The sequence below is a fragment of the Neorhizobium descurainiae genome, assembly GCF_051400715.1.
In the GTDB taxonomy this organism is placed as follows: domain Bacteria; phylum Pseudomonadota; class Alphaproteobacteria; order Rhizobiales; family Rhizobiaceae; genus Neorhizobium.
The window spans coordinates 27987-53807 of record NZ_JBLFFK010000014.1; the positions used below are offsets into that span (position 1 = coordinate 27987).

Sequence of the window (25821 nt, forward strand, 5' to 3'; positions counted from 1 at the left end):
AACAACCGAACGAATGGATGATATTGCTCATGGCATCCCTGGAAAAACCCGTTGCTAATGGCTTCCGCCCGCCCGCCGTCCCGGATGTGGACGTCCATGGTTTCTGGGGCGACCGCATCGACGCCATCGCCGACAAGACCGTGCTGATACTCTACGACCGCTGCGTCGCAGCCGGCATGTTCGATCAGATCGATCCCGACCGGCCGGTGCCGGACGTGCGCATGCCGTTCCACCTGCGCCCGGATGGCTCGCCGGACACCGTGAATGTCCAGATGTTCTGGGATTCCGACGTTGCCAAGGTCATCGAGGCGGCAGCCTATGCCCTCTACCGGAAGCCTAACCCGGACCTCGAGGCCAGGATGGATGCCATCATCGAAATGTTCGCCAAACTGCAGCTCCCGGACGGCTATCTGAACTCATGGTTCATCCGCATGCAGCCCGGTAAGCGCTGGACCAACCTGCGCGACTGCCATGAACTCTACTGCGCCGGCCATCTCATGGAAGCCGCCGTCGCCTATTTCCATGCCACGAAAAAACGCACGCTCCTGGAAGTGATGTGCCGCTACGCCGACCACATCGACCAGACATTCGGGCTCGGCCCGGGGCAGAAACCCGGATATTGTGGCCACGAGGAAATCGAGCTTGCCCTGATCCGCCTTGGCCGTGCGACCGGCGAACAGCGTTACTTCAACCTCGCCCGCTATTTCGTGGAACAGCGCGGCCAGCAACCGCACTATTTCGACTTGGAAGCGGCCGAGCGCGGAGTCGATCCCCGGCAGTTCCGGCACCGGACCTACGAATACAACCAGTCGCACTTGCCGGTGCGGCAGCAGACGAAGGTCATCGGCCATGCGGTGCGCGCCATGTATCTCTATTCCGGCATGGCGGATGTCGCGACCGAATTCGGCGACGACAGCCTGACGGATGCCCTGAAGATCCTGTGGGATGATCTTACCACCAAGCAGATGTATGTCACCGGCGGCATCGGCCCGGCAGCCAGCAACGAAGGCTTCACCGACTATTACGACCTGCCGAACGAAAGCGCCTATGCGGAAACCTGCGCCGCCGTCGGCCTGATCATGGTGGCGAGTCGGATGCTGGGCCGCGGCCCGGACCGGGTCTATGCCGATATCATGGAGCAGGCGCTCTACAATGGCGCTCTGTCGGGGCTGGCCACCGATGGGGCGACGTTCTTCTACGACAACCCCCTGGAAAGCCGCGGAACCCATCATCGCTGGACCTGGCATCGCTGCCCCTGCTGCCCGCCGAACATAGCCCGCACCGTGGCTTCCATCGGAAGCTACATGTACGGAGTATCGGCGGACGAGGCGGCGGTACATCTCTATGGCGAAAGTACCGCCCGTTTGATGGTCGGTACGACGCAGCTTACGCTGACCCAGCGAACCGACTATCCGTGGGATGGCCGCATCACGATCAGCGTCGGGCTCGATGCGCCGGCGTCGTTTAAGCTTGCGTTGCGCGTGCCTAGCTGGTGCGGCAAGGCCTCGGTCTCGATAGATGGACAGCCTCTGGACGTCGCAGCGATCGAGGACAATGGCTACCTGAGGATAGACCGCCAGTGGCGCGGCGGAGAAACCGTCGAGCTCGACCTGCCCATGGACGTCCGCTTCATTTACGCCAATCCCAAGGTGAAGGCAGACCTCGGACGTGTCGCACTGGCCCGTGGGCCGATGATCTATTGCGCGGAGGAAGTTGACAATGCCGCAGGGTTGAACAGTCTCCTCGTCGCCGACGATGCAGCCAATGCAAAGCCTGCTTCGGCCGAAGGATTGGGCCGCGCCGTTGCCATCGACGTGAAGGCGTGCCGCGAACGCTGGAGCGGCTGGGACGGCAAACTCTACGATACGGAAACGCCGACGCTCGAAGAGGCCAGCGTTCGCTTCGTCCCGTACCACCTCTGGGACAACCGGGCGCCGGGGGAGATGCTTGTCTGGGTTAGGGTGCAAAGATGACAGCGACCTCACACGAAAAGGCAAAGATCGAACTGCGCGATGTCCGCAAGAGCTTCGGCGCCGTGAACATCATCCACGGCATCGACCTCTCCATCGACGGCGGCGAATTCATCGTCTTCGTCGGTCCTTCGGGGTGCGGAAAATCGACGTTGCTGCGCATGATCGCGGGGCTGGAAGATGTAACGTCGGGCGATATCCTCATCGCCGGCCGGGACGTCACCGATCTCGATCCAGCCAAGCGCGGCATTGCGATGGTGTTCCAGTCCTATGCGCTTTACCCGCATATGAGCGTTCGCGAAAACCTCGCCTTCGGCCTGGAAATGGCCAAGACACCCGCCGACGAAATCGAGCGGCAGGTGCAGGCCGCGGCCCAGATCCTCAAGATCGGTCCGCTGCTGCAGCGTCGCCCGGGCCAGCTCTCCGGCGGCCAGCGCCAGCGCGTGGCGATCGGCCGGGCCATCGTGAGAAAACCCCTCGCCTTCCTGTTCGACGAGCCGCTGAGCAATCTCGATGCCGAATTGCGCGTCAGCATGCGCATCGAGATCGCCCGGCTGCATCGGGAACTCGGCAACACGATGATCTACGTCACGCACGACCAGACCGAGGCGATGACGCTGGCGGATCGGATTGTCGTGCTGCGCGACGGCCGCATTGAGCAGGTCGGTACACCGCGGGAGGTCTACGAGGATCCAAACAACCTGTTCGTTGCCGGCTTCATCGGCTCGCCGCGCATGAACATCGTGGACGCCATCTATGCCGGCGACGGACGTGTGAAGGCGGCCGATGCGGTCATCGCATTCGATCATTCGCTGACGGGCGTGAGCGCGGGCGACCCGATCAAACTCGGCTTTCGACCCGAACATCTGCAGGTGGGCGCTGCATCCGGCACCGCATTTCGGGCCAAGGTCGATTTTTCCGAATATCTCGGCAGCACGCGTTACCTCTATTGTTATCTTCCGAGCGGAGAAAGCATCACTGTCGAGCAGCGCGACGGCAGCGACTATGCCTCTGGGGAGGAGGTCTGGCTGCACTGCGTCGCCGGAAGGCTTCGGCTTTTTTCCGTCGGTGGCGAGCGATTGCGGCCAATCGAAACGGTCAGGGCGGCCACGGCATGACGTCGAAACTCGAAACTAAGACCTATCGACCCCTTATTGCACTTGCGATGGGCGATCCCGCAGGTATCAGCTCCGAACTCACCGCGCGCGTCGTTGCATCGCGCAGGATCGCGTCCGCCACTCGGCTGGTGGTGGTCGGAGACCGACGCATCCTCGAACAAGGCGCCAGAGGTGTCGGCCTCACCTTGGACATCGAGACGCGGAGCGCCGACGAGATCGGGCCTGCCAACCGACCGGTTTTGATCGACCTCGGCAACCTCGACCCGAAAGAGGTGCCAATTGGTGAGGCGACGGCCGCCGGAGGACGATTTGCAGTCGAAAATTTCAAAACCGCTCTCACGCTCGCGAACCTCGGTCGGGTGGATGGCGTCTGCTACATGCCGTTCAACAAAAAGGCCATGCGTCTGGCCCACCCAGGCTATGACGACGAAAGCCGTTTCATCGCGGAACACCTGCGGCTTACGGATCGGGTCAGGGAGTTCAATGTGCTGGACACGATCTGGAATGCGCGGGTGACGTCGCATATTCCGCTCAAGGCCGTCGCTGCCACCCTGACTGTCGACAGTATCCGCGCCGAGATCGCCCTGACGGCGGAATGCCTGAAACGTTCAGGCATCAGTGGTCCGCGCATCCTTGTGGCAGCGCTGAACCCCCACGCAGGCGATGGCGGCAGCTTCGGCATGGAGGAAATCGACATCATCGGCCCCGCCGTCGCGGCCGCTGCTGCCGAAGGCTTCGACGTCTCCGGCCCGCATCCGGCAGACACGGTTTTCGTGACCGCTCTAAAGGGTCGATATCATGCCGTGTTGACACTGTATCACGACCAGGGGCAGATCGCCATGAAGCTGATTGGATTCGAACGCGGCGTCACGATGCTTGGAGGACTCCATTTCCCGGTGTGCACGCCGGCTCATGGAACTGCTTACGATATCGCCGGTCAGGGAATCGCCAATTCTTTGGCAAGCGAAGAAGCCGTTCTGCTCGCCGCCAAGATGACCGCGGTGGCTGACAAAGAAAGTATCGCGCCCGCCAGGTGATGTGCCTGTCGTAGATAAGCACGTGCCACCATTGAGCGACTGGCGCGACGCTTGTAAGACGCCGCAAAGGTCCGGCCGTTCGAGCAGATTAAAGCATGACAGCTACCTATTCCGATAACCGCACCGCTCCATCAGTTGCTTCTCTTCCCGATAAAGTTGAGCCTGTCGATCGCGCCGGCGCCGGCGGCGATGCCTATCAGCCCAGCGCTGATCGCCACGGCTAGCCGGCTTCAATCGATAGTCGACGATTCCTCATCCGTCTCGTTTTCGCCGCCCTCTGCGGCGGCGATTTCGTTTTGAACCGGATGTCGGCTCAGAAGGCCAGCGATGTTCGGCAGGTCGCGCAAAGTCTCCATGCCGATGGCCGAGAGAAAGTGTGGCGTCGTCACGTAGGTATATGGGGCACCTGGCGTCGGGCTGCGTGGCCCGGAGCCGATGAAACCCGCGCCCCGCAAACCGCCGATGACGTCGCGGCTGACTTCCCTGCCGAAGATTTTTGAGAGCTCGCCGCGCGTGACCGGCTGGAAATATCCCACCGCCATCAGCACCATCGCCTCGAACTCCGACAACGCTGCGGCCCCTCCACTTGTCGGCGCCAAGGAAGCGTGAATCGTCTCGGCGAACCGCGGTCGGGTCCGATGCTGCCAGCCGCCGGCGACTGACACCCACTCGTAAGGCCGCGAACCAAGTTCCTCGCGCAAATCGTCGATGAGCAGATCGATGCTGCAATCTTTTCCCACCACCCGCGCCAGCGTCTCGCGACTGACCGGCTCGGCGGAAGCGAAGATCACCGCCTCGACGCGCAGCATCCATTCGCGCCAGCGCAGTTCCGGCGGCAGATCCTCCAGCTCCCGGTCATACAACATAGCGTGTTGTGGATTCCTGTCCGACGGCCGGCGCCTGGTTTTCGCGGTGCTCGCTCCCGCCATCGTCACAACCCGAATATCCGAAACGAGGACCGGCCGGAGAGCTCGCGCACCGCCTCGAAACTTTCCAGACGCTCGAGCAGCCGGTTTGCTGCCCAGCGGCATAGATCGCTGCCAGGCGCCGAAGCGGCCACGGCGTCCTCGTTCAGCAGTTTGCGGATCACCGACTCGGCGCCTTTGGTCCGAACCTTTGGCGCAACCGCCAGCAGCCGTGCGGCCCGGCGGTCGATTTTGACCGCAGACCGCAGCGCGGCCTCAACGTCGTCGACCAATGCTTGGCAAATCGCTTTCGGATAGGCAGTCTCGCCCGGTCGAACGCGACCGCAGCCGCCGATGGTGCGGAACGCGGGCCCAAAGCGCTCGGGCAACAACAGTGGCGCAGGTTTCGGCCAGTTCAGTTTGTTCGCCAGGACGACGTCGGCCAGGCCGAGCGCCAGCACCTCGGCGTCCGGGCGAACCGCCGAGATCGCTGTGATCAGGTCCGCCACCGCGAAGGGTGCGGCTCGCCCAGACTGGGCGGCTGTATCGACCAGATCCGGAACCGCCATGGCCATCATCCCAGCGAAGTCCGAGAAGATCGGCCAGCTCCTCAACGAAGGACGTCGTGACCGGGCCGGATCGGATCGGCGCATCAGCATTCGGGTGGCCCAAAACAGCTTGCCGGCCTGGGATCATCTCCCGCGGCGGCCAGCAAAACCGGGTCGCGGATGCCATTCTCGTCCTCATCCGGCCGAGCATCCTGGCAGCGGTGACGGCCGATTTGAGGGCAAGGCGATCGGCCAGCAGCCGAGCCATGGCGGATTGGCGTGGATCAGATCGTCCAAGGATTTCAGCGCGACACCGCCCAGCTTGGCAGCCGTGGCGACCAGTTGTTGCAGTAGCGGTCGCGAACGAATCCTCTGCTGAACATCTGCGCTTTCACCGGCTGGTAAACTTTGGTATATAGCTAGACAGTCTAGCTAGTCTGGAGCAAAACGATGGAATGGCAGCTACAAGACGCCAAGAACCAGTTCTCGAAGGTGGTGCAGAAGGCGCGTCACGAAGGACCGCAGATCGTCACCCTGCGCGGCGAGCGCACGGCCGTGGTGCTGTCCGCCCATGACTACGACGCTCTGCGCGCTGGGCGGCCGACGTTGGTCGACGACCTGCTCGGCGGTACCGCGTGGGACGATGCGCTCGCCGACGCGGTCGAAGTGCGCGCGAAGGCCCCCAGCCGCGACGTGGTCTTCTGATGTATCTCGTCGATACCAGCATCGTCTCGGAGGCGCGACGCGGCAAGCCGCAGGCGGTCGCCTGGCTGCGCTCCGTCGATCCGCTCAGCGTTCATCTGAGTGCGCTGACACTCGGCGAAATCATGCGCGGCATTGCCCTCAAACAGAAATCAGATCCGAAGGCTGCGGCCCACCTCGCCGAATGGCTGCGCAAGCTGCGCCACGACCACGGTGACCGCATCCTGCCGGTGACCGACCAGATCGCGGTCGAGTGGGGCCGCATCGCCGCAATCCGGCCGCGTGGCGATATCGACGGTCTGATTGCCGCGACTGCCATTGTTCACGACCTGATCCTCGTGACGCGTAACGTCAAGGATGTCGAAGACACCGGTGCGTTCGTGATCAATCCATGGGAGGCGCCGGCATGAGCCGCCAGGCGACAGGACCGAAACCACCGAAGATCGATCTCTCCCCTGTCGGCGAGGTGGCGGCCGATACCGATCCCGTGGGCGCCATGTTCCCCTCCCCTCCTCCGCAAACCGGCGCAAACATGCCGACCCATCTCGCGCAGTTGGCGGCTCGGGCCCGCGGCTATGTCGAGGCCGCGAGCTCGAGCAATACCCGCAAGGCCTATGCCTCGGACTGGAAGCATTTTTCCGCCTGGTGCCGCCGCCAGAATCTGTCTCCGCTGCACCCGGATCCCCCGGTGGTCGGGCTCTATACCACCGCGTGTGCTGCGGGCACGGCGGAACGCGGCATGAAGCCCAATACAGTCTCGACGATCGAGCGGCGTCTTCTGCGATCGGCTGGAACTGTGCCAGCGCGGCATGCCGCTTGACCGTAAGGACCGCGCCATGCCACCGTGATGGCCGCCATTCGCAACAAACACGCCGCCCCACCCCGTCAGAAGGAAGCGATCCTGCCCGAGGACTTGGTCGCCATGCTGGAAACGCTCAACCGCGGTTCTCTGCGCGGCCTGCGCGACCGGGCGATGCTGCTGATCGGTTTTTCCGGCGGCCTGGGCCGCTCCGAGATCATCGGGCTCGATCTCGGCCGCGATCAGACGGCCGACGGCCGGGCTGGATCGAGATTTCGACAAAGGCCTGCTTGTGACGCTGCGCGGCGAGACCGGCTGGCGCGAGGTGGAGGTCGGCGGCGGCTCGTCCGACGCCACCTGCCTGATTGCCGCGCTCGAAACCTGGATCAAGTTCGCTTGGATCGCCAAGGCGCCGCTCTTCCGTCGCGTCACTGGCCAAGGAAAGTCCGTCGGCCCCGACCGCCTGAACGACCAGGAGGTGGCGCGCCTCGTCAAGAAGATTGCGATCGCGCCGGCATCCGTGGTGATCTGCCGGAAATCGAGCGAGGCCTGAAGTTTGCCGGCCACTCGCTGCACACCGGCCTTGCCTCTTCGGCCGAGTTCGACGAACACCATGTGCAGAAGCAGTTCGGCCACGCCTCGGCCGAGATGACCGCCGCTATCAGCGCCGGTGCGATCGGTTCCGCGTCAATCTGAGGAAAGCGGCGGGCTGGCCGGTATCAAGCAGTGACAGGGAGGCGACCAGCTTCAGTCTTTGCCGCCATTCGTTGAACGCCGGGTCGAGCTTGGCGTGAAAGCGCCGCTGCAGGGTCTTTCCGTCGCCTTGAGGCACCGAGCCCATTCCGCCAGCGGGATTGCTTGCAGCGCCGAAATCAGCGGGCGCAGAAGCGCATCCTCCGAAACGGGAAGAAAGCTTTCGCGCCGCGGCACCATCAGGAATTGGTCAACCAGCACCAGGCGCCGGTCGGCTTCGGTCTCCGGCACTTTGATGCCGCGATCGGCGAAATCCGCCAGAATGGCTCTGATCAGCGGGTTGAGTGCTAGGGTGCATGCCACTTGCGGCATGCTGGCGCACAGATTACGCGCGATATAAATTGACACGAAGCGGTCCAGGCCGGCGCTTCTGCGATCGCAGTCCGTTTCTGTCTTTGATCCGACCTCTCCCAGCGCGAACGGGGCAGACAATACGCCTAAAGCGGGGCAGATCCGGCCCGGCGAGTTTGCCACTTTAGGAGACGCATGCGGCGCTCATCCCTCGGACGATGGATTATCTCTCTTGAAGCTCTCATACAGACCGGGAAGCTGCTCCATCACGTAGACGGCGAAAGCCTCGTCACGGCCCCTGTCGATTTGGATCTTGCAGTGCTTCGCGGAGACGGAGAGCTTTGCGATCTCTGCGCCCGCTTTCGATCTGGCGACGGTCGGAGCAAGTGAATGTGCGGGATTGCTTTCGTCCGCCTTCTTCAGCGCGAGAACGACTGCTGCGAAGCGGTCGTCCGAGTCCTTGTGACCGAACGTTTTGTCCTCGGTCGCTTTGCGCGCCTTCACGTCGGACGTGGAGCTCTTAAACAGGTCAGCGAGTTCCTGCCACCGTCCTCGGCCAATCTTGGGAGCCCGACCGATCGCGGCGACGAGCCAATCGGGCACGGCCTGAGCCACGGCGATGAGCTTCGAGACCTCAGCCCTATCAACCGACAGAGCCGATTGAATCAAGGGCCGTTGGAACCCGGCTGCCTCCAGTCTATTGGCGAATGTCGCACGCTCGATAAAGCTGAGGTCTTCACGCGCGGAGTTTTCAATGCCCTGCGAGACCACGAGCCGATCGTCGTCTAGGTCACGAACATACGCCTTCACGGCGATTCCCAGCGCGGCCGCGGCACGCAGCCGGCGATGCCCGTAGGCGACCTGATACCGTCCCGCCACGGCAGGATGGGGACGAACAAGGATCGGGATCTCCTGGCCGTGCTCCTTGATCGACGCTTTGAGCGCCTCGATGGCGGCAACATCCTGATCCAGGAAGCGGTCAGCGAATGGAGAAGGATCGACAGAGCCAGCGTCCAGCTCGACGGGCAGGGCGCCATCAGACACACGCCGCTTCAGCGCCTCGTATTCGCGTTCGACCTGCGAAAAGGTATCCTGCAAAGATCGGACTGCTCCAGATGTGATCCGTTGGGTGGGTGCGCGGGTCTCACTTGTTTGAACCTCATCGGCACCGGCTGCAAACAGCGATCGGATCGATTGGGTGCGCTTGCTCATAGTCAGTCCTTTTCGATCGGAGGAGGAACTCTCGTCGTTAGCATGTTGTCCGCCGACAACATGCTAACGTCTTGTATTCTCTTGAAAACCCTAGCCACTACCTGCCCCAGACGCCATTGATCAAATCAATTGCTTCCCGGTTTACCGCGTTGATCGACTCCATCGCTCGATCATAGGTCGATCGCCCAACGGCGCCTCTGGAAAGCTCGTAGAGGGATTGCTTTGTAAGACCCGCATTGGCGATCGCGGTGGACTTCCACGCCGACGCGGCCATCACATTGCTTGAGAACACATCACGCAACAGTGCGACGATCTCCTGCTCCGGGACATCACGCGGGTCATGGCGGGTGATGAGAAACCGTAGGAAATCGTAGTCGAGCCTGCCGCCGGCTTCTTCTATGACGGACACGAGATCGGAGGTCATGAGCAGGAACTGACTCATGGAGGCGACATCGACCATTTGAGGATGCACAGTGACGATCATTCCGGTTGCGGCATTGAGCGCGCCCATCGTCAAGAAGCCAAGTTGAGGGGGGCAGTCGACGACGATGACGTCGAAGTCTTGCTCGACCTGGTCGATCGCACCCGCGACACGCCTGAAGAAGAGGTCTTCCGGACTTCCCCGGTTCTGGAGCATGAACCGCGGTGTCTGATGCTCGAATTCCATCAACTCGAGATTTCCAGGAACGATGCTGATTCCGGTGAAATACGTCGGTCGAACAACCTCCTTCATCGGCACACGCCGGTCGTCATAACGAATGGCGCCATAGAGCGTGGTGTTTTCGGCGACATCGAATTCCGGTTGGTAGCCAAACATCGCGGAAAGCGATGCTTGAGGATCGAGATCAATCGCAAGGACACGATATCCCTGCAAGGCGAGACCCTGAGCAAGATAGACCGCGGTGGTCGTCTTCGCTGATCCACCCTTGAAGTTCGCTACGGAAATGATTTGCAGCTTCTCGCCCTGGCGGCGACGGGGCCAAAACCGGCTTGCCTCCTTGGGCCGAGCGCGTGCCAGGTACTCACGCAGTTCGTTGATTTGCTCGAGGGTGTAGGACCGCCGGCCAGCCGTCCCGAGGCCGGGCGAGGGCCCAAGTCCGTCAAGCGACAGCTGTCTAAGGTAGCCATCGGAAATGCCGACGATCTCGGCGACTTCACCGGAGGTGAAGGACCGCAGGGACTTTTGCGCGGTCGGGGGAAAGGCTCGCTCCCCGACCGCCCTTAGTCTGGCCGACAACGCTTCCGCGCACCGGGTGATATGTGCGGAAGTGGATGCCTGATTGATGTGTCTGTCAATCACGTTCATGGCGACCTCTGATTTTCAGACGGTTTATGGGCGTCAGACGCGTTATTTCCGTCTCAAGGTAAGCCACGATTCCCACAATGTCGCAAGGGAAATAGGGTTAACAGGATCTTAACGGACGGCCGTGATCTTCTCCGGAAATCGTCTTTCGCCTTTCACTGCAGGATGTTAAGGGCGGTATCCAGCGACGTCGACTGGGATCCAAATGGGGATTTGCACATGTTTTCGCGCGCCGCTGAGCCGTAGTCGCATCGCAGCCGATGATCCGAACGCCGACTCGGCAGGCGGTTGCGGCCGCCATTTCCAGGCCCTCCGGCACGATCCAGGTCCTCGTGGTTTTGACAGCCCGCATGGCAGCGTGCGATCCGCTCATATCGAAGCTCGTCACCCTCTGGCCCACGAAACGGTCGTGAACTTCGGGGCCGACCGCCATGATCTCGCCTGAGGCTGCATAGCCCAGAACATATCCTGGCGATGGAGGCTTCGTGGACGCCCTATCGATGAGATCGCCGCCTTCGATGGAAATAGCTTGGACCCTGATAACAACTCCATCAGGAGGACAGGAAGGTTCGGCAATGTCCCTTTCCCGCAGTACGTTCGGGTCGCCCGGAAAATCGTAGACGGCTGCCTTCGTTGGGTATCCTTCCGTTTCGGTCATCCAGGCGCCTCGTCACCTCCATTGCGGAGCCTGACCGAAGTTCACTAGTGCGGGCTATGGGAGAGTTGAAGAAGTCGTCGACGGTGTCACTGGGTCTGTGGGATACGCGCGATCACCTTGATCTCGAAGTCGAAGCCCGCGAGCCAGTTCACACCCACGGCGGTCCAGTTGGGATAGGGTTCGTGTGGAAATATCTTCTCCTTGACCGCCATGACGGTGCCGAACTGCGATTGAGGATCGGTATGGAATGTCGTCACGTCCACGACGTCGTCGAACGTGCAACCTGCCGCCTTCAGAACCTCGCCAAGATTGGTAAAGGCGAGTTGGACTTGCTCCTCGAAAACAGGTTCTGGAGAGCTGTCCTCGCGGCTACCGACCTGCCCGGAGACGAAGAGCAGAATTCGTGACGTGATCGGTATTAGTCCGCATGGGCAGGAAAGTCGTCCCAATCGAAAGCAGCCTTGTCTGGCGCGATCCAATGTGTTTGCCAGAGCGTTCGGATCGGGCTTTCCATTCATTGATCCCTAGAGCGGACAGCCCCGGCCGAAATCGGTCATTTTATCCGCGCCGGGCCGGTACGCCGTCCGATCAGGTGAGCCACGAGACGATCCATCCGTTCACCGCCTTCGGTTGGCCGCCATGCATCAGGCTGTGACGGCAGCTACCGGAACATTCCTTAAAAATCTGGGTACGGTGGCCGCCAGCCGCTGCGGCCGCCCTTGACGTCGGCCGAATTCCAGTCCCCCCTAAATTTTCAGGGGCAATCCGTCCTGAAAATCGAACGTCCGGGCGGACGCCGAAAGACCCAAGGGTGGAGCATGCTTGAAATATCAGATTCGGATGCTTGCTTGGACGCGATTGAACGCGCGGCGCGAGCATTGTTCGATCACGAGCGCGAGACGTTTCGCCAGGGCTTGGCCGAGCACAAAATTTCTGAGACGTCGAGCCTCGATGATTCCGGAAGCTGGGTGGATGAATGTGAACGTGTTCGGCTGGCCTATCTTCGGCGAGGCTGCGCCGTTGTCATGGCAGCGCTTCAGGCACTTTCCGACGATGCTGAGCCGGGGCTGATCAATCTCACTCCGGCGGTTCTTGAGACCGCCGGCAAGTGTCTGTTCGACACCGAGCAAGGCGAGATCATGTACGCGATCGCGGACCATGACGCATCCGGCGATCAGGCGTTCGGCGACGCAATCGGCCGCGACATTCCGGAGTGGGAAAAAGAGACCGAAGAGTTGCGGGCGGGCTATCGGCGCCGTGCGGAGGCGATGCTGATCGCAGCCTTGGCGGAAGCCGAGCCCGCTCCGCATGGGTGAGGTCACTGACGCCTGCTTGTTGGCGGGGCGCCGCGATGGAACCGCGCGGCGATGCAGCCTCGCGGTCCCGTGAGCGATTCCGAAGCACGCCCTTGGCGCGAGCCGGTTCATGGCGAGTGGTCCCGCCAAGCTGTGATGACATCGGAGTCCGTCACTGGCACAAGGACGTCGTCCTCGTGGCCCGAGCCGGCCTGGCTTCGCAGAAAGCGGACTGCTCCGAGTTGCCCGAGCATGGCAACTGCGTCATCGAGACCAGGCTGATCCGTCACTAGCCGCCGCAGGTCGGACAGACGGGTCTGCTGTCGACTAGCGGTCCGGGCGAGGAGGAGGATCAAGATTCCCATGCCAAGATCGACCGTGCCATTTCTTGGCCAGCTAGCGAGAATCCGACCGAAGGCGGACTCACGCGAATCGCCTTGTTCGCTCTCGTGTCTTCGCATCATCCCGATCTGCGAACCGATCTTAGTCATGGCGAAACAACCTGCCTGCTCGGTCGCCAAGGTCATGCCGCCTCTGGCTCGCATTGCCGAGCCGATTCCAGGACCGGAGAGGAAAGATCACCGGCCCGTCCAAGCCGGCGGCGCATGTCGTCGCTGATCTCGAAGAGGCCGGCATAGGTCATCACCTTTCCGATGCGGGTCGGCGTGCCAATGACTTCCGCAGGGCAGTCGGCGGCCTTGAATATTCTGGCCATGCGTGCGTCATAGACGGAAACGACGAACCGAATGCCGGCGAGCTGGCATATCTCGACGATGCCGCACAGCAGCTCGATCGTAACTTGGTTCAACAGGCCGTTCGGCGCGCCTCCGGCGACGCGGTGAGGAATGTCCGGATTGATCGAAAACCTGGAACTTTCCCAGATCAACGGGCTTTCGACCACCTGGTCGGGCGGAAGCAGCACGGGAAACACGTCGCGAAGCATGTTCGGCCCGGTTGTGGGCAACAGCCTCAATGAGCCCTGGACGCGACCGGTATTCTCGTCAAGCGAAATCAAATAAAGCGGATTTTCGTCATCGAAGCGGTCGATCTCCCGACCGTTCGTGACCGTGACGTCCCACCCGAGACGATCGTTGAAGACAGCCGCGCGAATGCGGTACATCTCGTCAACCATGGAGGCATGCTGAACACGCCGATGACCTTCTACCACCCTGATCATGTGACGCTCCACAAAAGTTGTTGGAGCGCTTCAACTATCATCTGGGTTGTAGGGCCGACATACGGTTACTTGACCGGATTCTTGGTCGCCGAGAGAAGATTTAGGTTGATCGCTTTGACGACTGCCTGGGTATTGTTGACGACATCGAGTTTTCCACGCGCGTTCTCGAGATAGAACCGGACCGTCTTGGTCGACAGACCGAGGATTGTCGCGATCTCCGGCGCCGTCTTTCCCTCGGAGATCCACAGCAGCACTTCCCGCTCGCGCCTGGACAGCGCAACCGCTTTCGGCTTCACCCCTTCCAGTCGGAGGATCATTTCGTGGATATGGGCGGCAAGAACCTGAAAATCCCGCATGTAGATGCGACGCATCGCGGCCCATTCCGCCGCCGGCACATCACTTGTTATCGTGAACAAGGCTCTCTCGCCATGCTGGCCTCGGATGGGTACGGTCACTCCGTAGCGGCCGACGCCGAATTCCGCGGCTTCCCCGAAGAACTTCTTCAGGCGAGGCTTGGAGACCTCGAACTCATTCCATTCGAGTGGAAGGAGGCGCTTGAACCCATCAAGGATCACCGGGTCGCAATCGAGATAATTTTCCCTCTTGTAATGTTCGACCCAATCCTTCGAATAGGTGACCGCGAGGTAAGGGTGGTGGTCCGTGACGCCTGGAATGCTGGTCCCGAGATAGGCAATATTGCGAAGGTTGTAGAGGCGCGTGGCGCGCTCCAACAGGTCGTGGGCAGTGGCGAGGGAATCGACCTTCTCAATACCCTGGGCGATCTCCTCGAAAATTCGATCTAACCGTCTGTGCATGGTCAAAAGCTCCGAAATCACTCACCGGCCGGCCCTCGACCCTTTTTCGGTTGAGGGTTCATCGCGTTGCTGGCTTGGGGTCAGCAAGGTCGCGGGCGGGAGGTCCAAATGCTTCGCGATCTTAACAAGCATGTCCAAGGATGGATTTCTTCTTCCGCGCTCGATACCGGAAATGTACGTACGATCGATATTGGATTCGAGAGCGAACGCTTCCTGCGACAAACCCCTTGCGTTGCGGGCCTTTCGCAGGTTGTAAGCAAGTATCTTGCGGTACTCTTCCATACCGTAATCGCATCGGATATGGCCTAACCGTCCACGGACCGATCGTCTCATTTCTTCGATTCACGCGGACGTGTATTAACATGATCAACCTCGGTTTGAACCGACCCCCGCGAAGCGCCAACTTCCGTGCTCGCCTCCGTTTTGCCGCGTGATTTCTGCTAAGATTCATTTTGCCTGCTCATTCCTGGGTTAAGGACCCGCCAAGGCACTCGACCCGAAGCAGGCAGTATGAGCAAGCGTTTTGCAACGTGCAATACTGATCTAAACCATCGAATATAACGGTTCTCACGAGAGGCCCGCGGCCCTGTCCGCTGGTGCCTTACGCCTTTTCGAACGCTTCCAGCTTCTCGAAAATATGCGGCGAAATTTCGAATAGACGCGCGCGTCCTCGCCCCATGGAATTCCTTATCTTCTTCTCGATCAGAATATTCCGCTTGATGAGCTGATCAACGCTTTCGTTGATGCCGCCTCGGGTAAGCCCTGTTTCCTCAACGATATTCGAGAGCGTCAGCGGACGGCGCCCGATATACATGTAATAGAGGACACTCATCATCCCCACTTGCTTCAGGCGCGACTGCGCGGTCTCGCCGTCAAGGGGATTATCCATGATCAATCTTAGAATCATGGCTGAGAACGAAATCGCATGCCAATTGGAAGCTAAAGGTCTTGGCATCGGCTTAACTGCATTGTATAAGACAATAAAAGCTGACGAGATATGCCGGGTTGCCGGCATTCGACGCGAGCGGGGAAAGGGGGTGTCGCATGGATCGCGGTGTCATTCGGGCCTTTGGCGTGGTTGCGGGAGCCATGTCGTTATATCTCACACCAGCCGGTAAAGCGAAGGCAGACGACTGGGGCTGCCAAGTTCTTCTTTGCCTGTCGAACCCAGGCGGCCCGACACAGTTCTCCGAATGCCGCCCTCCCATGGAGAGGCTCTGGGATCATCTCGCGCGGGGAATGTCATTTCCCATCTGCAGGGGGATCGGCTTCAGCGCGTCGAGGCCGGGATACGAACCCTATTACTGCGATACCGGTTTTCGACTGACCCACCGTCGAGGCGACAGCGGCAACGAGGTCGCCTGCGTATCGAGCGAGGCGCGGACGGTGGGCGACAGCCTTTGCCGCAGAGATTACGATGGGGGTTCCCCGATCGGCCGATGGCGGTTCGAGGCTGGTCGCCGTGTCTGCAAGGCCGACATCGCCAAGCGGCCGAACATCCGCCAAAGACCTCGCTTCGTCGAGGTGACGATCGACGGCCTTGGTCGCCGGCGTGTCTGGTTCTGATGCCCATGCCGATCACATTCGCCGACCTTGCCCACACATGCGCTCCGACGATCGAAGTGACCACGCTCGCCGGCATCGCGAGCATCGAAAGCGAGTTGTCTCCATGGGCAATCCGGATCAACACGGGCTATCCACTTGCGAAGCAGCCAGGTAGCAAGGCCGAGGCGATCGAGGTTGCCTCCAGCATGATTGCCGAGGGGCACAGCCTCGATCTCGGCTTGGCCGGCGTGAACTCCTCGCAGATCTCGCGGCTCGGTCTGACGCTGTCCGACGCATTCGACGCATGCTCGAACCTTCGAGGCGCCGCAACGCTGCTTGAGGGCTATTACCGCATTGCCGTCAGCGGCGGGGCCACGCAAAGCGCCGCGAGTGCGACGATGCTGCGCTCCTACTACGGCCAAGGCGATGCCTCGGTCGGCGAGATGGTCGGATATGACCGGCGCGTCGGCGAGGAGGGACGGCATCTCTCCACCGCTCTGGCCACCCTCACTCTCGCGACCTCACCGCCGGCGCAGCTTCCGCAGCGGGAATTCGCCCGCTCATCTGCAAAGGCCGAGGCAGACACCGCCAGTCCACCTGCTCGGCCGCGAGAAGCCGAAACGGGAGTGGCCGCGGCGCGTACTGCAACTCCACATTGGGATGTCTTTGCGTCGGGGCGGAGTTCCTCCGTCCTCGTCTTTTCCAGTCAAGGGAAGGAATAGACCATGGATACAGCGTTTCGGTTAAGGCCATTGTTCGCCGTCATCGCGATGGCGGGCATCCTGTCGATCGGCTTGGCGGAGCCGGCTTTTGCCCAATCGGCCGGCATCGAGACGGTGCTGCAAAACATCGTCACCCTGTTGACCGGCAACATCGCGCGGTTGCTCGCGGTCATCGCCGTCATCGTCATCTGCATCGCCTGGATGTTCGGCTACATGGATCTGCGCAGGGCGGGATTCTGGATCATCGGCATCGGGGGGATTTTCGGCGCCACCGAACTCGTCAATACGATCGCCGGGTGACGCCGATGAACTCCTCAACGGTCCTCGAGGAAGACACGCTGTTCCTTGCCTGCACGCGTCCCGCGATGGTCGCGGGCGTCACGATGGAAGCGATGGCGGTCAACGTCATGCTGACGACGATCCTCTACATCGTCTCAGGCTCGATCCTATACGCCCTGGTCGGGGTGGTCTTCCACGTCGTCTTCAGGGCGCTCACCAAGCACGACCACAACATGTTCCGCATCCTGCTCGCCTGGATCGAGACCCGCGGCCGCTCGCGCAACGGTGCGTTTTGGGGCGGGGCGACACTCACGCCGCTCAAGCTTGTGAGGCGCTACGACGAAAGGGATCTCGCCCTTGCCTAGCGTCGCCCTCACCAAGGCCCGTGAACTTGAGCCGGAAACATTCATTCCCTACGTGCGGCACGTCGACGAACGAACGATCGCCCTTGATTCGCGAGCATTGATGGTCGTCATAGCGCTCGATGGCGTGTCCTTCGAGACCACCGATCCGCTCGACATCAACGCGTTGCACCGGGCACTCAATACGCTCTACCGGAATATCGCCGACGAGCGGCTCGCCATATGGACGCATGTGATCCGGCGGCGGGACAACACCTATCCGGAAGGCGAGTTCGCCGATCCGTTCTCAGCGCAGCTCAATGCGCGGTACCGCGAGCGAATGGTCACAGAGGAGCTTTTTCGCAACGACCTCTATGTCTCGCTGGTTTGGCATCCTGGGAAAGGTCCCGCCGAGCGCGCCGCCACGTTGCTGGCGCGTTTGCGGCGGGCAAGACGCGCCGGCGTCGAACTCGACCGGGAGGCGTTCAAGCATCTCCAGGACACCACCGTCGACGTGACGGCCGGATTGGCGCGTTTCGGACCGCGTGTCCTCTCCATCCATGAGCGCGACGGCATCCTGTTTTCCGAGCCGGCCGGGATGCTTCATCAACTGGTTGGGGGGCGGCGCGAGCCGGTGCCGTTGACGGACGGCCGCATATCGTCGGCGATCTATTCCGATCGGGTGATTTTCGGCCGCGAAACCGCCGAGATACGCCATGAGGCAGACACCCGCTTCACGGCCGTGTTCGGTTTCAAGGAGTATCCCGCCCGGACGCGGCCGGGCATGCTCAACGGCCTGTTGACGGCGCCATTTGAACTCATTCTGACGCAGTCCTTCAGCTTCGTCTCGAAGAGCGACGCCAAGACGATCATGGGACGCAAGCAGAACCAGATGCTGAGCGCCGGAGATAAAGCCAGTTCGCAGGTCGATGAGCTCGATGACGCGCTGGACGATCTGGAATCGAACCGCTTCGTCCTCGGCGAACACCACCTGACGCTCAGCGTCTTCGGCAATTCCATCAAGGAACTCACCGACAACCTCGCAAAGTCGCGATCGCATCTGACCAGTGGCGGGGCGGTGGTCTCGCGGGAGGATCTTGGGCTTGAGGCCGCCTGGTGGGCGCAACTGCCCGGCAACTTTCGCTATCGTGCCAGGTCCGGCGCCATCACCTCGAAGAATTTTGCCGCCTTCGCGCCGTTCCACTCCTATCCGCTGGGGAAGGCCGACGGCAATGAGTGGGGACCCGCCGTCGCCATGCTGAAGACGGCCTCCGGCTCGCCCTTCTACTTCAACTTCCATTACGGCGATCTCGGCAACACCTTCGTCTGCGGCCCCACCGGATCGGGCAAGACCGTCATCTTGAACTTCATGCTGTCGCAACTGCAGAAGCATGATCCGCATATTGTGCTGTTCGACAAGGACAGGGGCTCCGATCTTTTCGTGCGCGCCCTTGGCGGCACTTATCTGCCGCTGAAGAACGGGATGCCAACCGGATGCGCACCCCTCCAGGGCTTGCAGCTGACCGAACCGAACAAGGTCTTCCTGGCGCAGTGGGTCGCCAAACTGGTCGGCTCGAAAACGCGTGAGCTGAGCGTCGGAGATGTCCGCGATATAGCAAGCGCCATCGATGGGCTCGCCGACCTGCCGGTTCAACAGCGGACGATCGGCGCCTTGCGTACCTTCCTCAACAACACCGATCCTGAGGGCATCGGCGCGCGACTGCGCCGGTGGGAGCGGGGAGGGCCGCTCGGCTGGGTCTTCGACAACGTGATCGAGAACATCGGGGTCGGAGAATTCGGCGGCGGAGGCAAGTTCGTCGGCTACGACATGACCGACTTCCTCGACAACGAAGAGGTCCGCACGCCTCTGATGGCTTACCTATTCCATCGTGTCGAGCAGCTGATGGACGGCCGTCGCATTATCATTGTCATCGACGAATTCTGGAAGGCGCTGGCCGACGAGGGCTTCCGCGATCTTGCGCAGAATAAGCTGAAGACAATCCGCAAGCAGAACGGCTTGATGCTGTTTGCGACCCAAAGCCCCCGCGACGCGATTGCCTCGCCGATCGCGCACACGATCATCGAACAGTGCCCGACACAGGTGTTCCTGCCGAATTCGCGAGGCAACGCGGCCGACTACGTCGATGGTTTCAAGCTGACAGCGCGCGAATTCGAGCTGATTTCCCGCGAGCTTTCCAACGAGAGCCGCCGCTTCCTCGTGAAGCAGGGACACAACTCCGTCGTCGCGGAGCTCAATCTCTCCGGCTTCGACGACGAGCTCACCATCCTTTCGGGTCGAACCGCGAGCGTCGAACTGGTCGACGTGATCCGGGCGCAGGTGGGCGACCATCCGGAGGATTGGCTTTCCCGGTTCCAGCAACAGAGGAGTGCAGGATAATGCCACGATCAACAGCCCCTCTCGGGGCGGCAACCGCTCTCGCGCTCAGTGCCGGCGCCGCAATCGGGCAGGGCATCCCGGTCATCGATCAGGCCGCGATCCTGAAGCAGGTGGAGAGCATCGCTCAGCTGAAGTCGCAGCTCGATGCTCTGAACACGCAAATTCAGAAGGCTGATCAGCTCTTCGACGCTCTGAACAAGCTCACCAACATGGGCGACGTCGCGAACCTGCTCAACGACCCGGCGATCCGCGAGGCGTTGCCCCAGGATTTCGCGGCGCTCGAGGGGCTGTTCAAGGGCAACGGGTCGGGCGTTTTCGGCGAAAGCGCATCCCGGCATCTGGACGCCAACTCCACCTATCGGACCACGGCCAACGACTTCTATGCAGAGGAGCTCGCCCGCGTGCAGAAACGAAATGCCGGGCAGTTGAGCCTCGGCCAGCAGATATATGAGGCCGCCACCAAGCGGATCGACGGCATCGATCAATTGCGAAGGCATATATCGAGCGCCTCTGACGCTAAGGAGATCGCCGATCTGCAGGCAAGGCTCCAGGCCGAAAGCGCGTTTCTGCAGATCGACGTCTTGCGAATGCAGGGGCTCCAGATGATCCAGGCGGCGCAGGCGCAGGTCGACCAGCAGCGCCAGGTCGAAGACTGGCGCAAGCGCCTGGATGCAATGAAGGCGGCGTTGCAATGATCCGCGTCATCGCCGTTATCGTGGGAATCGCGGTCGGCGGGGCCGCCACCTGGAACGTCTACAGTTATTTCAGCCCTGGCCCGGAGGTCATCACAGTCCCGATGGTCGACGAATACCTTGCGGGCGAAAAGCCAATTGCCGATCAACTGGCCAAGTGCCGGAACGATCCGGGCGCGCGCTGCAACAGTCCGTCCTGCGTCAACGCCGAGGCCGCCGACGCAAGGGCGCGCCTTAAGCGGATGAACGAAGCATTAGGAGGCTGACGCGTGTATCAGGTCTTCTCGTTCGTCGACAGTCAGTTCCAGTTCCCGCTTCAGAACTTCATTTCGTCGGGCACCTCGAACATCGCGTCGTGGGCGACCGGGCCGCTGACCGCAGCGCTCACCCTTTATGTGGTCCTTTACGGCTACCTTGTCCTGAGGGGCTCTATTCAGGAGCCTATCCTGGACTTCGCGTTCCGAGCCATCAAACTCGCGATCATCCTGATGCTGGTGCGCAATGCCGCCGACTATCAGACCTATGTCAGCGACCTTTTCTTCGAAACATTGCCCAGGGAGATTTCCAGTGCTCTGAATGTCGGCACCCAGCCGAGTGCCTCGACCTTCGATGCGCTTCTCGACAAGGGTCAGAGTTCGGCCAATGACATCTGGTCGCGCGCCTCCTGGCCCGTCGATATCGTAACGGGGATCGGGGGCATGCTGGTCATCGGCGCGAGCTTCGTCGTCGCCGCGATCGGCTACATCGTCTCGCTCTATGCTCGGCTGGCATTGGCGATCGTGCTGGCGATCGGCCCGATCTTCGTCGCTCTTGCGATGTTCCAGAGCACGCGGCGATTCACCGAGGCGTGGATCGGCCAGCTCGTCAATTTCGTCATTCTGCAGGTTCTGGTCGTTGCCGTGGGTTCACTCCTGATTTCCAGCATCGACAGCACGTTTACGGCAATCGAATCCTATGCCGACGTGCTGATGCGCCCGATCGCCCTTTGCGCGATCTGCATCGCGTCGCTCTACGTCTTCTATCAATTGCCTGGCATCGCCTCGGCGCTGGCGGCGGGCGGGGCCTCGCTCACCTACGGTTACTCGGCCCAGCGGGACGCCCACGAAAGCACGCTGACCTGGGGCGCGGCCGTGGCTGGGCGCACGGCCGGCCGGGGCGTACGGGCGATTGCCCGCAGGTTTTCTGCAAGAGGGACCGGCTAGGCCCTGAGGGGAAGGAATACGATGACAGGTTGGCTCTTGATGTTTCGAGCAGCACTTTTGCTTCTTGTCGCAATCGCAGTGACTGGCTGCGCGAACATGTCCTATCCGCTTCCGAAGTGCGACGGCTACGCCAGGCGGACGCTCAATCGCTCGATGTGGCAATGGGTCAGCGATCGCGGTAGCGCCTCGGCGCCTGTGGCAATGGACGAGACGGCACGGCAAACAGCGGCCTTGTCCTACGCACTCTCAGAACCACGCCCTGACCAGTTGGCCTCTTTCCGCGCTTGCACGGCTTGAGGGTGTTGCTGATGACCACCTCAGACAGCCTCAAGGCCTATTTTGAAAAAGCGCGGCGCTTCGATCAGGACCGCCTCATTCAGGCGGAGCGCTCGAGACGTGTCGCGTGGTTCGTGGCACTCGTCTCCAGCACGCTCGCCTGCGTATCGATTGTCGCGCTCGCGGCGCTGACGCCTCTCAAGACCGTCGAGCCATTCGTCATCCGGGTCGACAATTCGACCGGCATCGTCGATGTCGTTTCCGCTCTCACCTCCACCGCCGGCACCTATGACGAGGAGGTCACGAAGTATTTCGCTGCGCGTTATGTCCGCGCCCGCGAGGGTTACGTCTGGTCGGAGGCCGAGGAGAACTTCCGGACCGTTTCGCTCCTGTCGACCCAGCCGGAGCAGTTGCGGTTCGCCTCCACCTATCGCGGCAGCAACCCGGAGTCTCCACAAAACATATATGGCCGCGCGGCGACCGCAAGGATCAGTGTCAAGTCGATCTCCCTCATCGGCTCGGCGGTCGTCTCCGTTCGCTACATGCAGACGGTAACACGCGGCGAGGACGTGCGGACCACCCATTGGGTCGCGACGCTCACCTATACCTATGCCAATGCTCCAATGTCCTCGACCGATCGGCTGGTGAACCCGCTCGGATTTGTCGTCAGCGAGTATCGGGCCGATCCGGAGGCCATCAATTGATCAGCAAGCGCCTTGTCTCAGGGACGATCCTTACAGCCTTTCTCTCCTCGGTTGCGCACGCGCTGGAGGTTCCGCGTGGCGCCGACCAGGACAACCGCGTGCGCTTCGTGAACTACCAGCCTTACAACATCACGAAGATCGTCGGCACGCTGAGGTCGTCCGTGCAGGTCGAGTTCGCGGTCGACGAGGAAATCGCCCATGTCGCTCTCGGCAACACCGTGGCGTGGGAAGTCGCGCCGGCGGGAAACATCCTGTTTCTCAAGCCGCGCGAGAACCAGCCGATCACGAACATCTCCGTGGTGACGACCCGGCGTGACGGCTCCAAGCGCTCCTACCAGATGGAGCTCACCGTCCGGGACGGATCGGTGGCGGCCGGCGAGAACACCTACTTCTATGTCAAGTTCCGCTATCCTCAGGACGAAGCGGAGCGCAGGCGCCTCGAAGCGGCCGCGCGAGCTCAGGCCGAACGGGCCGGTTTCGTCGACAAAGTGCTGAATGTTCACGAACAGTACGGCCCGCGCAATTGGCGCTATTCGGCGCAAGGCTCGGCGTCCATCGAGCCGCAAGCCGTCTACGACAACGGCAAGGTCACAACATTCACGTTTTCCGGCGATCAGGAGATGCCCGCAATCTATACCGAGAATTCGGACGGAAGCGAGAGCCTCGTGCCGAAGACAGTGTCCGGTGATCTGGTGATCGTCCATGCGATCAGCCGCAAATTCATCCTTCGCCGCGGCGGCGACACGCTGTGCATCTTCAACGAGGCATTTACGCCGGTTGGCATCAACCCCGGCACAAACACAACGTCGCCGTCGGTCGAGCGCGTCGTGAAAGTACCTAATCAGCCGAAATCGAACTAGGGAGGGCGGCGATGGCGGATGAACCGGAGAAGGTCATCATAGGCGAGCGAGCGGAGACGCAAGCATCCCGCAAGCAGGAGCACGTCATCCTAAAGCGCGGCGTCGTCGTCTTCGCCGTCGTCGCATTCATCGGATTTGCGCTCTGGTCGCTACGCACCCCGCAGCAATCCGGCGACGCCAAGCAGCCCGAACGGGTTGTCATTCGACAGACGACGGCGTTCGAACCCGCCAAAGAGGTGGCGGCTCCGGTCGCGCTGCCGGTCCCGCAGGTCCAGTTGCCTACACCGTCCGCGGCGCCGGCGGGCGTGCCTGCCGCCGACGAGCTCCTGGAGTCGGCACGACGCGCACCGGTTATGGCGTATGGCGGCGGGCGGTCGGGCTCAAACTCTGGCGCCGCGGTATCGAGCGGAGGCGCCCCGTACATTCCGGTCCCAGCCGATGGCGTCTTTCCGGGCCAGCCGCAGACCGAGAATGAGGATCAGCGCTTCAACCACATGCTGACACCGACGACGCTGCAGGGATCGAAGGCAGGTCATCTTGGCGACCGCAACTTCATCGTCGCCATGGGCACGTCGATCCCCTGCACTTTGGAAACGGCGATGTCCTCGGACCAGCCAGGCTTCGTGAGTTGCGTGATCAATCGCGACATCCTCTCCGACAACGGCCGCGTGGTCTTGATGGAGAAGGGCACCCAGGTCGTCGGAGAATATCGGGGAGGGCTTCGCCGCGGCCAGAACCGCCTGTTCGTGCTTTGGAACCGTGCAAAGACACCGACCGGTGTGATCGTGACACTGGCCTCGCCGGCAACGGATGCCCTGGGCCGGGCAGGGTTCGACGGCCATGTCGATACGCATTGGTGGGAGCGTTTCGGCAGCGCGCTGCTCTTGTCGATCGTCGGCGATCTCGCGAGTCATGCCGGCGGCGAGCTTCGCGATCAGGATATCGATGTACAGGGCACGACGAATGCCGGCAAGGATGCCGCGGCGATCGCCGTGGAGCAGTCGATCAACATTCCGCCGACACTCACAAAGCACCAGGGATCCCTGGTGTCGATCTTCGTTGCCCGCGATCTCGATTTCTCCGGGTGACTGAGCCGCGCACCAAGATCTACGACCGGGCGGTGATGGGTGACTTCAGTCCGGCATCGCGCGTGATCAGCAAATGAGCGAGCCTGCCGATGTCGGAGTGGTGCGCGAGCTGCTGAACCCCATCTCGGCGTTCCTGAAGGACGAGAGTCTCTACGAGGTCGTCATAAACCATCCGGGTGTCGTGCTGACGGAGGGCAGGGAAGGGTGGCGCACGCATGATGCGCCGGACCTCACCTACGACAAGCTCATGCGCCTCGCGAAGGCCGTGGCAAGCTATTCGCAGCAGGCGATCGACGAGACGCGGCCGCTGCTTTCGGCCACTCTTCCCAACGAGGAGCGCATCCAGATCGTTATCCCGCCGGCGACCACCAAGGGCACGGTCAGCATCACCCTGCGCAAGCCGTCAGCGCTGTCGCTGACGCTGAGCGACCTGGCAAGCGGCGGCCTGTTTTCGGAGGTGGCGCGGGTGACTGACGAGATCAGCCCGGCGGACATGAAGTTGCACGAGCTCTACAAGGCCGGTGACTATATGGCGTTCCTCGAGCAGGCGGTCATTGACCGGAAGAACATCATCATCTCCGGCGCGACGGGCTCGGGCAAGACGACCCTGTCGAAAGCGTTGATCCGACATATTCCGGACGATGAACGGCTTATCACCATAGAAGACACGCCGGAGCTTGCGGTTCCGCAATCCAATCACGTTCGGTTGTTTTACTCGAAGGGAGGGCAAGGGCTCGCGAAAGTTGGGGCGAAGGATCTGCTGGAAGCCTGCTTGCGCATGCGCCCGGATCGGATCCTGCTGCAGGAGCTGCGCGACGGGACGGCGTTCTACTATATTCGCAACGTAAACAGCGGCCATCCAGGTTCGATCACGACGGTTCACGCCAATTCGGCACGCCTGGCATTCGAGCAGCTGACCTTGCTGGTGAAGGAATCTGAAGGCGGCCAGGATCTGCAACGCGACGACATCCGCAATCTCCTGGTGACACTCGTCGACGTCATCGTCCAGTGCAAGAGGACCGGCAGCCGATTTCGCGTGACGGAGATCTATTTCGATCCAAAGCGGGGAAGGGCTCTCCGTTAGGCGGGCCACCACAACAGCATCGTAATTGCCGAGCGCGAGCGTCATAG

The 25821-nt window shown here is 61.5% G+C and carries 30 protein-coding genes and 2 pseudogenes; 20 read left to right on the top strand and 12 right to left on the bottom strand.

From position 1 onward, the window contains the following. The first annotated feature begins 29 nt into the window (after positions 1 to 29). Genes ACMGE0_RS21585 through ACMGE0_RS21595 form a run of 3 tightly spaced genes read left to right on the top strand, consistent with a single transcriptional unit; the run spans position 30 to position 4125 of the window. Complete coding sequence (locus tag ACMGE0_RS21585; protein WP_436817946.1) at positions 30 to 1973, top strand: glycoside hydrolase family 127 protein; 1944 nt, start codon at positions 30 to 32, stop codon at positions 1971 to 1973. Continuing rightward, on the top strand, positions 1970 to 3088 hold the full coding sequence (locus ACMGE0_RS21590; protein ID WP_436817947.1) for an ABC transporter ATP-binding protein: 1119 nt from the start codon (positions 1970 to 1972) through the stop codon (positions 3086 to 3088). Before ACMGE0_RS21585 ends, ACMGE0_RS21590 begins: the two co-directional genes overlap by 4 nt. After that, positions 3085 to 4125, top strand: coding sequence for a 4-hydroxythreonine-4-phosphate dehydrogenase PdxA (locus ACMGE0_RS21595; protein ID WP_436817948.1), 1041 nt, complete (start codon positions 3085 to 3087; stop codon positions 4123 to 4125). The genes ACMGE0_RS21590 and ACMGE0_RS21595 overlap by 4 nt, the downstream gene beginning before the upstream one ends. A gap of 230 nt (positions 4126 to 4355) precedes the next feature. Here the strand turns inward: ACMGE0_RS21595 and scpB are convergent, their stop codons facing one another. After that, entirely contained in the window at positions 4356 to 5054 is a 699-nt protein-coding gene (scpB, locus tag ACMGE0_RS21600) for an SMC-Scp complex subunit ScpB (RefSeq protein ID WP_436818075.1), read from the bottom strand. 2 nt (positions 5055 to 5056) lie between these two features. Further along, the gene (locus tag ACMGE0_RS21605) at positions 5057 to 5689 is read right to left on the bottom strand and encodes a DUF1403 family protein (RefSeq protein ID WP_436817949.1); all 633 of its coding nucleotides are present in this window, start codon (positions 5687 to 5689) and stop codon (positions 5057 to 5059) included. On the opposite strand from ACMGE0_RS21605, the gene ACMGE0_RS21610 reads away from it, so the two are divergent. From ACMGE0_RS21610 to ACMGE0_RS21625, 4 genes and pseudogenes are all read left to right on the top strand, one after another. Continuing rightward, entirely contained in the window at positions 5598 to 5957 is a 360-nt protein-coding gene (locus ACMGE0_RS21610) for a hypothetical protein (RefSeq protein ID WP_436818083.1), read from the top strand. The two genes, ACMGE0_RS21605 and ACMGE0_RS21610, sit on opposite strands and share 92 nt — an antisense overlap. A 71-nt stretch (positions 5958 to 6028) precedes the next feature. After that, positions 6029 to 6283 (top strand): type II toxin-antitoxin system Phd/YefM family antitoxin, encoded by a 255-nt coding sequence (locus ACMGE0_RS21615; RefSeq protein WP_436817950.1) that lies wholly within the window; start codon positions 6029 to 6031, stop codon positions 6281 to 6283. After that, positions 6283 to 6690, top strand: a complete 408-nt coding sequence (locus tag ACMGE0_RS21620; protein ID WP_436817951.1) for a type II toxin-antitoxin system VapC family toxin — start codon at positions 6283 to 6285, stop codon at positions 6688 to 6690. The genes ACMGE0_RS21615 and ACMGE0_RS21620 overlap by 1 nt, the downstream gene beginning before the upstream one ends. A gap of 86 nt (positions 6691 to 6776) precedes the next feature. Next, positions 6777 to 7789, top strand: a pseudogene (locus ACMGE0_RS21625) (tyrosine-type recombinase/integrase); the annotation flags it as partial. Between the two features lie 37 nt (positions 7790 to 7826). On the opposite strand, the gene ACMGE0_RS21630 reads toward ACMGE0_RS21625, so the two are convergent. From ACMGE0_RS21630 to ACMGE0_RS21650, 5 genes are all read right to left on the bottom strand, one after another. Then, a complete protein-coding gene (locus ACMGE0_RS21630) occupies positions 7827 to 8306 on the bottom strand; it encodes a cupin domain-containing protein (protein ID WP_436817952.1) in 480 nt (159 codons plus the stop codon). A gap of 21 nt (positions 8307 to 8327) precedes the next feature. Further along, on the bottom strand, positions 8328 to 9335 hold the full coding sequence (gene repB, locus ACMGE0_RS21635) for a plasmid partitioning protein RepB (protein WP_436817953.1): 1008 nt from the start codon (positions 9333 to 9335) through the stop codon (positions 8328 to 8330). Between the two features lie 97 nt (positions 9336 to 9432). Continuing rightward, a complete protein-coding gene (repA, locus tag ACMGE0_RS21640) occupies positions 9433 to 10641 on the bottom strand; it encodes a plasmid partitioning protein RepA (protein ID WP_436817954.1) in 1209 nt (402 codons plus the stop codon). Between the two features lie 97 nt (positions 10642 to 10738). Next, positions 10739 to 11296 carry an alcohol dehydrogenase catalytic domain-containing protein gene (locus tag ACMGE0_RS21645; protein ID WP_436817955.1) on the bottom strand — a complete coding sequence of 186 codons (558 nt, stop codon included), beginning with the start codon at positions 11294 to 11296 and terminating at the stop codon, positions 10739 to 10741. A gap of 86 nt (positions 11297 to 11382) precedes the next feature. After that, positions 11383 to 11745: a RidA family protein gene (locus tag ACMGE0_RS21650; protein ID WP_436817956.1), complete on the bottom strand. Its 363-nt coding sequence runs from the start codon at positions 11743 to 11745 to the stop codon at positions 11383 to 11385. Positions 11746 to 12144: 399 nt separating this feature from the next. Between ACMGE0_RS21650 and ACMGE0_RS21655 the strand changes: the two genes are divergently transcribed. Continuing rightward, positions 12145 to 12612, top strand: a complete 468-nt coding sequence (locus ACMGE0_RS21655; RefSeq protein WP_436817957.1) for a hypothetical protein — start codon at positions 12145 to 12147, stop codon at positions 12610 to 12612. A gap of 107 nt (positions 12613 to 12719) precedes the next feature. Here ACMGE0_RS21655 and ACMGE0_RS21660 read toward each other — a convergent pair whose 3' ends face one another. The 5 genes from ACMGE0_RS21660 to ACMGE0_RS21680 form a co-directional block, all read right to left on the bottom strand. Next, positions 12720 to 13118, bottom strand: a complete 399-nt coding sequence (locus ACMGE0_RS21660) for a hypothetical protein (protein WP_436817958.1) — start codon at positions 13116 to 13118, stop codon at positions 12720 to 12722. Continuing rightward, positions 13115 to 13768: an acyl-homoserine-lactone synthase gene (locus ACMGE0_RS21665; RefSeq protein WP_436817959.1), complete on the bottom strand. Its 654-nt coding sequence runs from the start codon at positions 13766 to 13768 to the stop codon at positions 13115 to 13117. Before ACMGE0_RS21665 ends, ACMGE0_RS21660 begins: the two co-directional genes overlap by 4 nt. Positions 13769 to 13833: 65 nt before the next feature. Next, positions 13834 to 14583 (bottom strand): LuxR family transcriptional regulator, encoded by a 750-nt coding sequence (locus ACMGE0_RS21670; protein ID WP_436817960.1) that lies wholly within the window; start codon positions 14581 to 14583, stop codon positions 13834 to 13836. Positions 14584 to 14604: 21 nt separating this feature from the next. Further along, a complete protein-coding gene (locus ACMGE0_RS21675; RefSeq protein ID WP_436817961.1) occupies positions 14605 to 14916 on the bottom strand; it encodes a helix-turn-helix domain-containing protein in 312 nt (103 codons plus the stop codon). Between the two features lie 268 nt (positions 14917 to 15184). Then, positions 15185 to 15472 carry a MarR family transcriptional regulator gene (locus ACMGE0_RS21680; RefSeq protein ID WP_436817962.1) on the bottom strand — a complete coding sequence of 96 codons (288 nt, stop codon included), beginning with the start codon at positions 15470 to 15472 and terminating at the stop codon, positions 15185 to 15187. A 350-nt stretch (positions 15473 to 15822) separates the two neighbouring features. Here ACMGE0_RS21680 and ACMGE0_RS21685 point away from each other — a divergent pair, with 350 nt between their 5' ends. The 12 genes and pseudogenes from ACMGE0_RS21685 (at position 15823) to virB11 (ending at position 25774) form a co-directional block, all read left to right on the top strand. Further along, positions 15823 to 16149 (top strand): hypothetical protein, encoded by a 327-nt coding sequence (locus ACMGE0_RS21685; RefSeq protein ID WP_436817963.1) that lies wholly within the window; start codon positions 15823 to 15825, stop codon positions 16147 to 16149. A 5-nt stretch (positions 16150 to 16154) separates the two neighbouring features. Next, complete coding sequence (locus ACMGE0_RS21690; protein WP_436817964.1) at positions 16155 to 16850, top strand: lysozyme family protein; 696 nt, start codon at positions 16155 to 16157, stop codon at positions 16848 to 16850. Positions 16851 to 16853: 3 nt separating this feature from the next. Further along, on the top strand, positions 16854 to 17150 hold the full coding sequence (locus ACMGE0_RS21695; RefSeq protein ID WP_436817965.1) for a TrbC/VirB2 family protein: 297 nt from the start codon (positions 16854 to 16856) through the stop codon (positions 17148 to 17150). Positions 17151 to 17155: 5 nt separating this feature from the next. After that, positions 17156 to 17494, top strand: a complete 339-nt coding sequence (locus ACMGE0_RS21700) for a VirB3 family type IV secretion system protein (protein ID WP_436817966.1) — start codon at positions 17156 to 17158, stop codon at positions 17492 to 17494. After that, positions 17487 to 19868, top strand: coding sequence for a VirB4 family type IV secretion/conjugal transfer ATPase (locus ACMGE0_RS21705; protein ID WP_436817967.1), 2382 nt, complete (start codon positions 17487 to 17489; stop codon positions 19866 to 19868). The genes ACMGE0_RS21700 and ACMGE0_RS21705 overlap by 8 nt, the downstream gene beginning before the upstream one ends. After that, positions 19868 to 20563, top strand: a complete 696-nt coding sequence (gene virB5, locus ACMGE0_RS21710; protein ID WP_436817968.1) for a P-type DNA transfer protein VirB5 — start codon at positions 19868 to 19870, stop codon at positions 20561 to 20563. The genes ACMGE0_RS21705 and virB5 overlap by 1 nt, the downstream gene beginning before the upstream one ends. Then, on the top strand, positions 20560 to 20826 hold the full coding sequence (locus tag ACMGE0_RS21715) for an EexN family lipoprotein (protein WP_436817969.1): 267 nt from the start codon (positions 20560 to 20562) through the stop codon (positions 20824 to 20826). The genes virB5 and ACMGE0_RS21715 overlap by 4 nt, the downstream gene beginning before the upstream one ends. Positions 20827 to 20829: 3 nt before the next feature. Next, positions 20830 to 21762 carry a TrbL/VirB6 family protein gene (locus tag ACMGE0_RS21720; protein WP_436817970.1) on the top strand — a complete coding sequence of 311 codons (933 nt, stop codon included), beginning with the start codon at positions 20830 to 20832 and terminating at the stop codon, positions 21760 to 21762. A gap of 308 nt (positions 21763 to 22070) precedes the next feature. After that, positions 22071 to 22742, top strand: coding sequence for a VirB8 family type IV secretion system protein (locus ACMGE0_RS21725; RefSeq protein ID WP_436817971.1), 672 nt, complete (start codon positions 22071 to 22073; stop codon positions 22740 to 22742). Beyond that, complete coding sequence (gene virB9 / locus ACMGE0_RS21730; protein WP_436818076.1) at positions 22742 to 23602, top strand: P-type conjugative transfer protein VirB9; 861 nt, start codon at positions 22742 to 22744, stop codon at positions 23600 to 23602. Before ACMGE0_RS21725 ends, virB9 begins: the two co-directional genes overlap by 1 nt. Before the next feature lie 11 nt (positions 23603 to 23613). Further along, positions 23614 to 24767 (top strand): annotated as a pseudogene (gene virB10 / locus ACMGE0_RS21735) (type IV secretion system protein VirB10). Then, positions 24764 to 25774, top strand: a complete 1011-nt coding sequence (gene virB11, locus ACMGE0_RS21740) for a P-type DNA transfer ATPase VirB11 (RefSeq protein ID WP_436817972.1) — start codon at positions 24764 to 24766, stop codon at positions 25772 to 25774. Before virB10 ends, virB11 begins: the two are co-directional and overlap by 4 nt. Positions 25775 to 25821: the final 47 nt, after the last annotated feature.